The 12,318-nt window shown below is 73.2% G+C and carries 11 protein-coding genes and 1 pseudogene; 11 read left to right on the top strand and 1 reads right to left on the bottom strand.

The features are described 5' to 3' along the window. The first annotated feature begins 157 nt into the window (after positions 1-157). The 7 genes from fbaA (at position 158) to ACFWEP_RS23250 (ending at position 8,120) form a co-directional block, all read left to right on the top strand. Positions 158-1,180 carry a class II fructose-bisphosphate aldolase gene (gene fbaA, locus ACFWEP_RS23280; RefSeq protein ID WP_266707035.1) on the top strand — a complete coding sequence of 341 codons (1,023 nt, stop codon included), beginning with the start codon at positions 158-160 and terminating at the stop codon, positions 1,178-1,180. Positions 1,181-1,361: 181 nt separating this feature from the next. Further along, the gene (locus ACFWEP_RS23275) at positions 1,362-2,522 is read left to right on the top strand and encodes a MalY/PatB family protein (RefSeq protein ID WP_387372472.1); all 1,161 of its coding nucleotides are present in this window, start codon (positions 1,362-1,364) and stop codon (positions 2,520-2,522) included. Between the two features lie 68 nt (positions 2,523-2,590). Beyond that, positions 2,591-4,273: an MFS transporter gene (locus ACFWEP_RS23270; RefSeq protein ID WP_387372470.1), complete on the top strand. Its 1,683-nt coding sequence runs from the start codon at positions 2,591-2,593 to the stop codon at positions 4,271-4,273. Positions 4,274-4,365: 92 nt separating this feature from the next. Then, positions 4,366-4,779 carry a DUF3151 domain-containing protein gene (locus ACFWEP_RS23265; protein WP_328720367.1) on the top strand — a complete coding sequence of 138 codons (414 nt, stop codon included), beginning with the start codon at positions 4,366-4,368 and terminating at the stop codon, positions 4,777-4,779. Positions 4,780-5,052: 273 nt separating this feature from the next. Beyond that, positions 5,053-5,901, top strand: coding sequence for a tryptophan 2,3-dioxygenase family protein (locus ACFWEP_RS23260; protein ID WP_387372468.1), 849 nt, complete (start codon positions 5,053-5,055; stop codon positions 5,899-5,901). Then, on the top strand, positions 5,894-7,123 hold the full coding sequence (gene kynU, locus ACFWEP_RS23255) for a kynureninase (RefSeq protein ID WP_387372465.1): 1,230 nt from the start codon (positions 5,894-5,896) through the stop codon (positions 7,121-7,123). Before ACFWEP_RS23260 ends, kynU begins: the two co-directional genes overlap by 8 nt. A gap of 124 nt (positions 7,124-7,247) precedes the next feature. After that, a complete protein-coding gene (locus ACFWEP_RS23250; RefSeq protein WP_387372463.1) occupies positions 7,248-8,120 on the top strand; it encodes an alpha/beta hydrolase in 873 nt (290 codons plus the stop codon). A 50-nt stretch (positions 8,121-8,170) separates the two neighbouring features. Here the strand turns inward: ACFWEP_RS23250 and ACFWEP_RS23245 are convergent, their stop codons facing one another. Then, positions 8,171-8,752, bottom strand: coding sequence for an XRE family transcriptional regulator (locus ACFWEP_RS23245; protein ID WP_387372462.1), 582 nt, complete (start codon positions 8,750-8,752; stop codon positions 8,171-8,173). Positions 8,753-8,799: 47 nt separating this feature from the next. Between ACFWEP_RS23245 and ACFWEP_RS23240 the strand changes: the two genes are divergently transcribed. The 4 genes and pseudogenes from ACFWEP_RS23240 to ACFWEP_RS23225 form a co-directional block, all read left to right on the top strand. After that, complete coding sequence (locus ACFWEP_RS23240) at positions 8,800-9,771, top strand: class I SAM-dependent methyltransferase (RefSeq protein WP_387372460.1); 972 nt, start codon at positions 8,800-8,802, stop codon at positions 9,769-9,771. Positions 9,772-9,858: 87 nt separating this feature from the next. Then, positions 9,859-11,214: a sensor histidine kinase gene (locus ACFWEP_RS23235; protein ID WP_387372458.1), complete on the top strand. Its 1,356-nt coding sequence runs from the start codon at positions 9,859-9,861 to the stop codon at positions 11,212-11,214. Continuing rightward, positions 11,211-11,873 (top strand): response regulator, encoded by a 663-nt coding sequence (locus ACFWEP_RS23230; RefSeq protein ID WP_387372457.1) that lies wholly within the window; start codon positions 11,211-11,213, stop codon positions 11,871-11,873. The genes ACFWEP_RS23235 and ACFWEP_RS23230 overlap by 4 nt, the downstream gene beginning before the upstream one ends. 96 nt (positions 11,874-11,969) lie before the next feature. Then, a pseudogene (locus ACFWEP_RS23225) lies at positions 11,970-12,318 on the top strand (cytochrome P450); the annotation flags it as partial.

Genomic DNA, 12,318 nt, shown 5'->3' with positions numbered 1-12,318 from the left:
GCACTGTTTCACGTGAAACAGTGCACCCCGGACCCGTTTCTACGGGGGTCCTCCGGGTGGAGTCCCCGCAGGAGTCTGGGAAGATGGGCACGACGATGACGTCGCCCCCAGGTCAGGGACCAGCACTGCACACCCGCACATCCCAAGGAGCGGACAGATGCCCATCGCAACCCCCGAGGTCTACGCCGAGATGCTCGACCGGGCGAAGGCAGGCAAGTTCGCCTACCCGGCCATCAACGTGACCTCGACCCAGACGCTCCACGCGGCTCTGCGCGGTTTCGCCGAGGCCGAGAGCGACGGCATCGTCCAGATCTCCACCGGTGGTGCGGAGTTCCTGGGCGGCCAGTACAACAAGGACATGGTGACGGGCGCCGTGGCCCTCGCCGAGTTCGCGCACATCGTCGCCGCCAAGTACGACATCACCGTGGCGCTGCACACCGACCACTGCCCCAAGGACAAGCTGGACGGCTACGTCCGCCCGCTGCTCGACATCTCCGCGGAGCGCGTCGCCAAGGGCCTCAACCCGCTGTTCCAGTCCCACATGTGGGATGGCTCGGCCGAGACCCTCGCCGACAACCTGGCCATCGGTCAGGAGCTGCTCGCGAAGGCCGCCGCCGCCAAGATCATCCTTGAGGTCGAGATCACCCCGACCGGTGGCGAGGAAGACGGCGTCACGCACGAGATCAACGACGAGCTGTACACCACCGTCGACGACGCGCTGCGTACCGCCGAGGCGCTCGGCCTGGGCGAGAAGGGCCGCTACCTGCTGGCCGCCTCCTTCGGCAACGTCCACGGCGTCTACAAGCCGGGCAACGTCGTGCTCCGCCCCGAGCTCCTGAAGGACCTCCAGGAGGGCGTCGGCGCCAAGTACGGCAAGACCTCCCCGTTCGACTTCGTCTTCCACGGCGGCTCCGGCTCCACCGCGCAGGAGATCGCCACCGCGCTGGAGAACGGCGTCGTGAAGATGAACCTCGACACCGACACCCAGTACGCCTTCACCCGCCCGATCGCCGACCACATGTTCAGCAACTACGACGGCGTGCTGAAGGTCGACGGCGAGGTCGGCAACAAGAAGACGTACGACCCCCGCACCTGGGGCAAGTCCGCCGAGGCGGGCATGGCCGTGCGTGTCACCGAGGCCTGCGCCAACCTGCGCTCCACGGGCACCAAGCTGAAGTAAGCGCGGACGGGGCCTCGCGGTCCCGTCCTGCGTGCGTGGCGGGCCCGACGCTCCTGGGTGATCCCCGGGAGGTCGGGCCCGTGGCGTGTGCGGCCCCGGGCAGAGCACCCGAGCCCGGGGGCGGGGACCGCGCCCGGACCGTACGAACCCCGTGAACGACCGAACCGTGTGAGGTAGCGCTGTGAGTCCGTCCTACGATTTCGACGCCGTCGTCGACCGTCGGGGTACCTGGAGCGTGCAGTGGGACGGGGTCGCCGACCGGTTCGGGGTGGACGGGCTGCTGCCGTTCACCATCTCCGACATGGACTTCCGGACGGCGCCCGAGGTGCTGGACGCGCTGCGTGCCCGGATCGACCACGGGGTGTTCGGGTACACCGACTGGCAGCAGGACGACTTCCGTTCGGCGATCGCCCACTGGTACGCCACCCGCTACGGCACCGCCATCGACACCGGGCAGCTCGTCTACGGGCCCTCCGTGCTCAACCAGCTCTCCCAGCTGCTGCGCATGTGGACCGGGCCCGGCGACGCGGTGGTCACCCACACCCCGACGTACGACGGCTTCCGCAAGGCGATCCTCGGTCTGGGGCGCGAGATGCGCGGGGTGCCGGTCGGCGACGATGCGGCCCTGGAGCGGGAACTCGCCCGCCCGGACGCCAAGGTGCTGCTGCTCTGCTCGCCCCACAACCCCACCGGACGGGTGTGGACGGAGGCCGAGCTCGCGCGGACGGCCGAACTGGCCGCACACCACGGGGTGCTGGTCATCAGCGACGAGATCCACGCGGACTTCGCGCACGACGGGTACCGCCACGTGCCGTGGACCCGGGTGGCGGACCGGGGGCCCGCGCGCTGGGCGCTCATCACCTCCGGGTCCAAATCCTTCAACTTCCCCGGGCTGACCGGCTCGTACGGGCTGATCGGTGACCCGGCGGACCGCGCCGAGTACCTGCGGCGGATGGCGACGGCGGAGGGACTGGAGTCCCCGGCGGTGCTCGCGCTGACCGCCCACATCACCGCGTACCGCGCGTGCGGACCGTGGCTCGACGAGCTGCGCACCTACATCGCCGGGAACCTGGCTCTGGTCCAGGAGCGGCTGAACACCGCCTTCCCGGAGCTCGACTGGCGTCCGCCGCAGGCCGGCTACCTCGCCTGGATCGACCTGAGGCCGCTCGGCCTGGACGACGACGCCCTCCAGCGGGTGCTGATCGAGCGGGAGAAGGTCGCCATCATGCCGGGCGGGGTCTACGACTCGGACGGCTTCGTACGGCTCAACGTGGGCTGCCCCCGCGCCAAGGCGGAGGCGGGCATCGACGCGCTGGTCCGGGCGATCCTCTCGCTGCGGTAGCCGCGGCGGGCGTACGAGGGCGCCAGGCCCCGCTGGCCGCCCTGCCGGGCAACGGCGATGCTGCCCCCATGGGTGAGACACCCGAGGGACCCCCGACGCCCCGAGACCACCGACCCGCCGAGGACCGCCCGCCCGAACCGCCGGCCGCCGCGGGCGGGGCGGGCGGCACCGGTGCGCCGAAGGCCGCCGGGGAGATCCGGGCCGCCTCGGCGCCGGGGCGGTGGATCGTGCTGACCACCGTGCTCGGCTCCGGCATGGCGATGCTGGACTCCACCGTCATCAATGTGGCGCTGCCCCGGATCGGCGAGGACCTCGGCACGGACCTCGCGGCGCTCCAGTGGACCGTCAACGCCTACATGCTGACCCTCGCCGGGTTGATCCTGCTGGGCGGGGCGCTCGGCGACCGGTACGGGCGGCGGCGGGTCTTCGTCGTCGGTGTGGTCTGGTTCGCCCTCGCCTCGCTGGTCTGCGCCGTCGCACCGAACGCCGCGGTGCTGATCGCCGCGCGCGCCTTCCAGGGGATCGGCGGGGCGCTGCTCACCCCGGGGTCGTTGGCCCTCATCCAGGCGAGCTTCCACCCGGACGACCGGGCGCGCGCGGTCGGGCTCTGGTCCGGCTTCGGCGGGGTGGGCGCGGCCATCGGGCCGTTCGTGGGCGGCTGGCTCGTCGACGGGCCCGGCTGGCGTTGGGTCTTCCTGCTCAACCTGCCGGTCGCCGCGCTCTGCGTTCCCGTCGCTCTGCGCCATGTGCCGGAGTCGCGGGACCCGCGCGCCCACGGGCGCTTCGACGTCCTCGGAGCGGTGCTCGCCGCCGTGGCGCTGGCCCTGGTGACGTACGCGCTGATCGAGGCGCCGGGGAGCGGTGCCTCGCCCGCGGTGATCGGGGCGGCGGTGGGCGGGGTACTGCTGGGGGCGGCGTTCGTCCGGGTGGAGCGGCGGCGGCCGGATCCGATGGTGCCTCCAGCGATCTTCCGTTCGCGACTGTTCACGGTGGTCAACCTGGTGACGTTCTGCGTGTACGCGGCGCTGGGCGGGTTCTTCTTCCTCTCCGCGATCCAGCTCCAGGTCGTCGCCGGGTACTCGGCGCTCGGCGCCGGCACCGCGCTGCTCCCGACGACCGTGCTGATGCTCTTCTTCTCCGCCGCCTCCGGCGAACTCGGCCACCGCATCGGCCCCCGCGTCCCGCTCACCGTCGGCCCGCTGCTGGCCGCCGCGGGCATGCTGCTCATGCTGCGGGTCGGGCCCGGGAGCGCTTCCGTGACCGGGTACCTGAGCGAGGTGCTGCCCGCCGTGGTGGTGCTGGGCCTGGGGCTGGTCACCCTGGTCGCGCCGCTCACCGCGACCGTGCTGGCGGCCGTGGACACCGGACAGGCGGGGCTGGCCAGCGGCATCAACAACGCCGCCGCCCGCGCCGCCGGGCTGATCGCGGTCGCCGCGCTGCCGCTGCTGGCAGGCATGGGCCCGGAGGCGTACCGGGACGCGGGGGAGTTCGCCGCGACCTTCCGGCGGGCGATGCCGATGTGCGCGGGTCTCCTGGTGGCGGGGGCGGTGCTCGCCTTCTGCGCGGTACGGACACCGGCGGCGGCCCCGGGACGGGCCCCGGACACGGACTCCGGCCGGGGCACCGGCAGGCAACGGGCGGAGGGCGGCGGGGCGCATCCGGCGGAGGGGCCCTGCCGGCCCGAGTGCACCGTGCACTGCGGGGTCGTGGCGCCGCCCCTGGAGCCCGCCCGGCGGCGGCCCGAGGAGTGACGGGCGCCGCACCCGCGGGCGTACCGGCGGGGGTGCGGGTGCGGCGCCGGGCGGTGTCCCGCGACGGCGGGGTGCCAGGCACACTGGGACCCATGTCCATCCACGAGAACCTGCTCGGGGGCCCCGCCCCGACCCACCTGCCCGACGACCCGGAGCCGCGCGGGCTGCTGGCCGGCGGCACCCCGCCCGCCGAGGTCGCGGCGAAGTACCCCACCTCCTCGCTCGCCTGGGCGCAGCTGGCCGACGACGCCTTCGAGGGCGGCCGGGTCATCGAGTCGTACGCCTACGCCCGCACCGGCTACCACCGCGGGCTCGACGCCCTGCGCCGGGCCGGCTGGAAGGGCCACGGGCCCGTGCCGTTCGAGCACGAGCCCAACCGCGGCTTCCTGCGCGCCCTGCACGCCCTCGCGCGCGCCGCCGGAGCCATCGGGGAGCAGGAGGAGTACGAGCGCTGCTCGACCTTCCTCCGCGACTCCTCGCCGACCGCAGCCGACATCCTGGGCTGACCCCTCCAGGACGCGGGGCAGCCCTACGGCGCCCGTCGTGCCTGCTCACCGGCCCGCAGCCCGCTTTGTCGGCTGCGGGCCGGTATGCGTCCGGGAGGGTACGGGCCGCGGCCCCGGGCCCGCGACCACGATCGTCCCGGCCGGGCCACCAGTCCGCTTCCGGCCCTGGGCCGTGCCTGCCCGTTCCGCCTAGGATGCGCCGCAGGGGACCGGAGCCCACCCAGCTAGGACGGGGCGGACCGCTACCCGGAGGATCGTGCCGAGGAGACAGAGATGTCGGCGAAACACCCCGACCCCGAAGAGACCGGTGCGGAAACCCCGTACCTCGACTTCGCGGGGACGACTCCCTACGAGGACTACGTCCAGGCGGACGTTCTCACCCATTTGCAGCAATTGCGCTCCGACGATCCCGGCGAGATGGTCTTCCTCGTCACCACCCAGGTCATGGAGTTGTGGTTCACCGTCCTGGTCCACGAGTGGGAGACGGCGGCGCTGGCCCTGCGCGAGGACCGGCTGCCCGTAGCGCGGGACGCCCTGAAGCGCTCGCTGCGCCAGCTGGAGGCCCTGAACGCGTCCTGGCGCCCGCTGGCCCAGCTCACCCCCGCCCAGTTCAACTCCTACCGCGGTTCGCTCGGCGAGGGCTCCGGCTTCCAGTCCGCGATGTACCGGCGGATGGAGTTCCTGCTCGGTGACAAGTCCGCCTCCATGCTCGTGCCGCACCGGGGCTCCCCGCGCGTGTACGCCGAGCTGGAGAAGGCACTGAGTCAGCCGAGCCTCTACGACGAGACGCTGGCGCTGCTCGCGCGGCGCGGCCACCCGGTGCCGCGGTCGGTCCTCGACCGGGACCTTCGGCAGAAGTACGAGCCCTCCCCGGTGATCGAGGCCGTCTGGGCGCGGATATACGCCGACCCGGAGAAGTACGACGAGCTGGTGCGCCTCGGCGAGCTGCTCACGGACGTCGGCGAGCTGGTCTGGCGCTGGCGCAACGACCACTTGGTGGCGACCCGGCGGGCCATGGGCTCGAAGACCGGAACCGGCGGCTCCGCCGGAGTGGCGTGGCTGGAGAAGCGCGCGCAGAAGACCGTGTTCCCCGAACTCTGGACGGCCCGCAGTCATGTCTGAGACCAACCACCGCCTGCTGGCGGACCGTGCGGCCAAGCTGGACGCCGCAGACGAACTCGCCGATCTGCGCGAGCTGTTCACCCTCGACGAGGGGGTCTATCTGGACGGCAACTCGCTCGGCGCGCTGCCCGCCCACGTGCCCGACCGGCTGCACGACGTCATCACCCGCGAGTGGGGCGAGCTGCGCATCAGGTCCTGGGACGAGAGCGGCTGGTGGACCGCGCCCGAGCGGGTCGGCGACCGCATCGCGCCGATCGTCGGCGCGGCACCGGGCCGGATCGTGGTGGGCGACTCCACCAGCGTCAACGTCTTCAAGGCGCTGGTCGCCGCGACCCGGCTCGCACCGGGCGGGCGGGACGAGATCGTGGTCGACGCCTCGACGTTCCCCACCGACGGCTACATCGCGGGATCGGCCGCCCGGATGACCGGTCACCGGATCGTCCCGGTCGACCCCGCCGACGTGCCGGGTGCCGTCAACTCGCGAACGGCGGCGGTGCTGTTGAACCATGTCGACTACCGCACCGGCCGGCTGCACGACCTGCCCACGCTCACCGCCGCAGTGCGGCGCGCGGGGGCCGTCGTGGTCTGGGACCTCTGCCACAGCGCCGGCGCGCTGCCGGTCGGCCTGGACGAGCACGGCGTGGACCTGGCGGTCGGCTGCACGTACAAGTACCTGAACGGCGGACCGGGTTCGCCCGCTTACCTGTACGTCGCCGAGCGCCACCAGGGCGTCTTCGACTCCCCGCTGCCGGGGTGGAACTCGCACGCCGACCCGTTCGGCATGACCCCCGCTTTCGAGCCCGCCGAGGGCTCCGTCCGAGGCCGGGTCGGCACGCCCGACATCCTCTCGATGCTGGCGCTGGAGTCCGCCCTCGACGTCTGGGACGGGGTGCCGATCGAGGCCGTACGCGCCAAGTCCCTCGCCCTGACGGACTTCTTCCTGGAGTGCGTCGAGGCGTACGCCCCCGAGGGCCGCGTCGTCTCCGTGACCCCGGCGGCGCACGGCGAGCGGGGCAGCCAGGTCGCGCTGCGGTGTGCCGAGGCCGAGCCGGTGATGCGCGAGCTGATCGCCCGGGGCGTCGTCGGCGACCTGCGCCGTCCCGACGTGCTCCGGTTCGGGTTCACCCCGCTGTACGTCGGCTTCGCCGACGCGGAGCGGGCCGCCCGGGTGCTCGCCGGGGTGCTGGCGGACGTCCCTGCGGGGGCCGTGGCGAACGGGTGACCGCGCCGGAGCGGCTCCGGACGGAGCCGGGGCGGACCCACTCCGTCCGGAGACCGCTCCAGGGCCTGGTACGGTCCCCGCAGGTCGGACAAGTGGGGCAGCCCAAAGGATGGTTGGAGCAACAATGTCGGATTCCGCCGCGCGCGATCGGGACGCCGTAGAGGAGAAGTCGGCGTTCGCCCATGCGGAGATCGCCCCCGACCGGACCGTCGCCTACGGGGACCACCCCGACCAGGTCATCGACCTCTGGGCTCCGGCGCACGGGTGGACCAACATGCCGCTCGTCGTCCTGCTCCACGGCGGCGCCTGGCGCGCCCCGTACGACCGCCGCCACGTGTCGCCGCTCGCCGCGTTCCTCACCGACCGCGGCTTCGCCGTAGCCAGCGTGGAGTACCGGCGCGGGGCGGACCCGTCCTCGGCGGGGGAGGGGAACGCGGCGGGCCGCTGGCCCGAGACCTTCGACGACGTGGCCGCCGCGATGGACGCCATCCCGGCCATCGCCGCACGGGAGCTGCCGGAGGCGGACCTGCGCCGGACCGTCGTCACCGGGCACTCGGCGGGCGGCCACCTCGCGCTCTGGGCGGCGGCCCGGCATGTGCTGCCGGTGGGGTCGCCGTGGCGGCTGCCCGAACCTCCGCCGTTGCGCGGGGTGGTGGCGCTGGCACCGATCGCCGACCTGCTGACCGCCGCGAAGCTCGGCATCTGCTCCGGGGCCGTCCACGAACTCCTCGGCGGTGAGGAGGGGTTCGCCGAACGGCGCCACCACGTCGACCCGGCCGTCCTGCTGCCCACCGGGATCGCCACCCACATCGTGCAGGGGTGCGACGACATCGTCGTGCCGCAGTCGGTCGCGGAGGCGTTCGTCGCCGCGGCGGCGACGGCGGGGGAGACGGTCGGGCTGACCCTGCTGGACGAGATCGGCCACTTCCCGCTCATCGACCCCTCGACGGACGCCTGCGCGCTGGTGGCGGACGAGCTGGAACAACTCGCCTGGTGACGTGCGCGTCCCGTCCGGCGGATTCCGGTGGGGCGGTCGCGGTCGGCTGATCAGCGCTCCGGGCGCAGATGGGTCCGCCGGCCGTCGCGGTCGAAGATCGCGAGGATCTCCGCCGGACCGCCGCGCGCGCCGAAGGCGTGCGGGACCATCGTGGAGAACTCCGCCGCCTCGCCCGTCTCGACCGTGATGGTCCGCTCCCCCAGCAGCAGCACGACGGTGCCGGACAACACGGTGAACCAGTCCTTGCCGCCCGGGTGGACCTTCAGCTCGTCCCGCCCGTGCCGCGGCTCGGGTGCGGTGATGCTCATCCGCACCACGGTGACGCCCGGCTGCCCGCCCTCCCGGTTCAGCAGCCAGGTGGTCGTCCCGCACTCCGCGTCGTGCTGCGGACGGATCACCACGTCCTCGTCCGAGACCGACTCCACCAGCGCGTCCAGGGTCGTCCCCAGAGCGCGCGCGATCGAGCTGAGCTGATCGAGGCCGATCCGCCGGTGGCCGGTCTCGATCCGGCTCAGGGTGGAGGGGCTGAGGAAACAGCGCGCGGCCAGATCGTCGAGCGACCAGCCCTGGGCGGTGCGGAGGCCGCGTATCCGCTTGCGGACCAGGGAGTCGAGTTCACCGTCTTGCGTCATACGCAAGATGCTATGCCTTCGGCGCAAGGCGTGCGTAGGCTCGAAGCATGGACGACAACCACGCGCACCCGCACGGGCACGGTCATCAGCAGGGACACCGGCGCGAGCCCGCCCCTGGCCACCAGCACAGCCACCAGCACGGCCACGGTCATGGGCACGGTCATGGGCACGGCTCGCAGGATGCCGACTTCTCGGTACTGACCGAGATGCTCGACCTCGACGCCGAGGTACTGCACGAACACCTGGACGAGCTGACGGGCTGGATCGAGGAGCTCTCCGGCGGGAAGGCGGAGAAGCCCGGCGGACGGGGCCTCCGGGTGCTCGACCTGGGCAGCGGCACCGGTGCGGGCACCTTCGCCCTGCTCCAGCGGTTCCCCGGCGCCGACGTCACCGCCGTGGACGCCTCGCCGGAGATGGCCGCCCGCCTGGCGGAGAAGGCCGTCGCGCTGGGGGTCGCCGACCGGGTCCGTACCGTGGTGGCCGACCTCGACACCGAGGCCCTCCCCGCCGGGCCCTTCGACCTGGTGTGGGCCTCCGCCTCGCTCCACCACATGGCCGACCCGGCCGCGATCCTCGCCCAGGTCCGCGAGGTGCTGCGGCCCGGCGGGCTCATGGTCGCGGTCGAGCTCGAAGGCTTCCCCCGCTTCCTCCCCGACGACCTCGGCATCGGCCGCCCCGGCCTTGAGGAGCGCTGCCACGCGGCCCAGGCCGAGGGGCGGAAGGCCGCCGGGATGCACATGAGCGAGGACTGGGGCGCGCGCCTGCGCGGGGCCGGGCTCGACGTGGTGGCCGAGCGGGTCGTCGCCATCGACCTGACCGCCCCGCTGCCCGCCGCCACCGGCCGCTACGTCCTGGCCTCCCTCACCCGGGTCCGGTCGGCGCTGGAGGACGTACTCGACGCCGAGGACCTCGCCACCCTGGACGCGCTCACCGACGCGGACGGCCCGCACGGGGTGTTGCGCCGCGACGACCTCACCGTCCGCACCGAGCGGAGCGTCTGGGTGGCCGCCCGCGGGTGAGGTGGGTCCGTAGTCCCTGAGACGGAGAGCCCGGTATCCGCTTCCGTGGGGACGACCCGGGCCTGCGCCCCGCCCTACCGTGAGCACGTGACCGAGACCCGAGCCCAGACGAAGACCAGAACACCGGAGTTCCAGGCGGCGGCGAGTGCGTTGGGCGGCCTGCGGCAGGATCTCCTCCAGAACGTGTTCGCCTACCGCCCGCTTGCTCCGCTCGACGGCGACGGGCCGCTGGTGGGCCTGCTCCCGCCGAATGCGCGCAAGAAGCTGGTGTGGACCCCGCACGCGTTGGTGCTGGGGGCCGCGCTGATCTGTGTGTTCCTCGGGATGGCCCGGTCCGGGGACGAACTGGTGCTCTCCCTGGTGCCGGCGATATCCGTGGCCCTGACCCTGGTCCGTCCGGTGGCGGCGTTCTGGGCCTCCGTGCTGGGCACGCTGGTGGTCGCCGGGGGTGGCGGCGTCGGGCCGTGGGCGGCGAGCAGCCTGTGGGGGCACCTGGTCGTGCTGGTCGTCGTCGCGGCCCGCACCCGGCCGCGTACCGCCGCCTGGACCTGGTTCATCACCGTGCTGTTGGGTGTGCTCATGGAGAGCGCGGCCTACTCCGACGGCACGTCGACCGCCGCCCCCATGTTCGTCGTGTCCGCGGTCGCCCTGCTCGTGGTGACCGTCGTCCAGGTCCGGCGCGAGGCCAGGCGCGAGGTGGGCGAGGCCGAGCGGGAGGTGACGGTCCAGCGCACCGTCACGGCCGTCGAGCGTGACCGGCGCACGCTGCTGGAGGAGCGCACCACCATCGCACGCGAGCTGCACGACGTGGTCGCCCACCACATGTCGGTCGTGGCGATCCAGGCCGAGGCCGCGCCGTACCGGGTGCAGAACCCGCCGCCCGAGCTGGAGCAGGCGTTCGTCACCATCCGCGAGAACGCGGTCGCCGCGCTCACCGAACTGCGCCGCGTGCTCGGGGTCGTACGGGCCGAGGACCAGGAGGCGCCCGACGCCCCGCAGCCCACGCTCGCCCGGCTCGACCGGCTGCTCGACAACGTCCGCGAGGCGGGCCTGGAGACGGAGAAGACCGTCACCGGGGCGGTCCGCGAACTGCCCCAGGGCGTGGAGCTGTCGGCTTACCGGATCGTCCAGGAGGCGCTGAGCAACACCTTGCGCCACGCGCCCGGCGCCACCGCCGTCGTCGAGATCGCGTACGTCCTCGGCGGGCTCGGGGTACGGGTGGTCAACGGGCCGCCCACCGAGCCGGTCAAGGCCTCGCCCGGCGCCGGGCACGGCATCACCGGGATGCGCGAGCGGATCGCCATGCTGGCGGGCGAGATGACCGCCGGGGCGACCGAGGAGGGTGGCTACGAGGTCGCCGCTTTCATCCCGGTGCCCCGGGCGGCGGAGCCTGCCGAAAGCGTGGAGGGCCCCTCCGACGAGGCGCGGGAGGCCGCCGCGTGAGCGACATCCGGGTCCTGATCGTGGACGACCAGATGCTGGTCCGGGAGGGCTTCTCGGTGCTGCTCAACGCCATGCCCGGGATCGAGGTCGTCGGCGAGGCGGTGGACGGGCGCCAAGCGGTCGCGCGGACCGCCGAACTCTCCCCGGACGTCGTGCTGATGGACATCCGGATGCCCGAGATGAACGGCATCGAGGCCACCCGCGAGATCGTCGCCGCCGACGCGGACGCCAAGGTGCTGGTGCTGACCACGTTCGACCTCGACGAGTACGTCTACCAGGCCCTGCGCGCCGGGGCCTCGGGCTTCCTGCTCAAGGACGCCTCCGCCCGCCAACTCGCCGAAGGGGTGCGGGTGGTGGCATCCGGCGAGGCGCTCCTCGCGCCCACCGTGACGCGCCGGCTGATCACCGAGTTCTCCAAGCTGGCCCAGGCGCCGAAACCCCCGGCCCTGGCCCGGATCGGGGATCTCACCGAACGCGAGACGGAGGTGCTGGTGCTGGTCGCGCAGGGGCTCTCCAACGCGGAGATCGCCGCCCACCTGGTGGTCGCCGAATCCACCGTCAAGACCCACGTCAGCCGGGTCCTGGTGAAGCTCGGGCTGCGCGACCGCACCCAGGCGGCGGTCTTCGCGTACGAGGCGCGGCTGGTCACACCGGGGTAGGGGCTGACCCGCACATTCGTCGTACACCCGCCAGGAAGTGCGGGACAGTCCTTGGGGGCCGGCCGCTCCGGGGCGGGCTGCCGGTAGCGTCGGGCCATGCACGTGTCCTTCGACCCCTGGTCACCCGCGTTCGTCGCCGACCCGTACCCCGCCTACGCCGCCCTGCGAGCCGCCGGCCGGGTCCACCGGTTCGAGCCGACCCGGCAGTGGCTGATCCCGCACCACGCCGACGTGTCGGCTCTGCTCCGCGACCGGCGGCTCGGCCGGACGTATCTGCACCGCTTCACCCACGAGGAGTTCGGCGTCACCCCGCCGCCTGCCGCGCACGAGCCGTTCACCACCCTCAACGGCCAAGGGCTGCTCGACCTGGAGGCGCCCGACCACACCCGCATCCGGCGTCTCGTCTCCAAAGCGTTCACACCCCGCACGGTCGAGCGCCTCGCGC

Source organism: Streptomyces sp. NPDC060198, assembly GCF_042728415.1.
Classification (GTDB): domain Bacteria; phylum Actinomycetota; class Actinomycetes; order Streptomycetales; family Streptomycetaceae; genus Streptomyces.
The sequence above is the reverse complement of the archived record's forward strand: the minus strand, read 5'-3'. Positions and strand labels throughout refer to the sequence as shown.

Bases quoted from the DNA above. Each gene is read 5' to 3' on its own strand.
- ACFWEP_RS23250 (WP_387372463.1), top strand. From the start codon at position 7,248: ATGTCGGATTCCGCCGCGCGCGATCGGGACGCCGTAGAGGAGAAGTCG.
- ACFWEP_RS23270 (WP_387372470.1), top strand. From the start codon at position 2,591: ATGGGTGAGACACCCGAGGGACCCCCGACGCCCCGAGACCACCGACCC.
- ACFWEP_RS23260 (WP_387372468.1), top strand. From the start codon at position 5,053: ATGTCGGCGAAACACCCCGACCCCGAAGAGACCGGTGCGGAAACCCCG.
- ACFWEP_RS23245 (WP_387372462.1), bottom strand. From the start codon at position 8,752: ATGACGCAAGACGGTGAACTCGACTCCCTGGTCCGCAAGCGGATACGC.
- ACFWEP_RS23240 (WP_387372460.1), top strand. From the start codon at position 8,800: ATGGACGACAACCACGCGCACCCGCACGGGCACGGTCATCAGCAGGGA.
- kynU (WP_387372465.1), top strand. From the start codon at position 5,894: ATGTCTGAGACCAACCACCGCCTGCTGGCGGACCGTGCGGCCAAGCTG.
- ACFWEP_RS23265 (WP_328720367.1), top strand. From the start codon at position 4,366: ATGTCCATCCACGAGAACCTGCTCGGGGGCCCCGCCCCGACCCACCTG.
- fbaA (WP_266707035.1), top strand. From the start codon at position 158: ATGCCCATCGCAACCCCCGAGGTCTACGCCGAGATGCTCGACCGGGCG.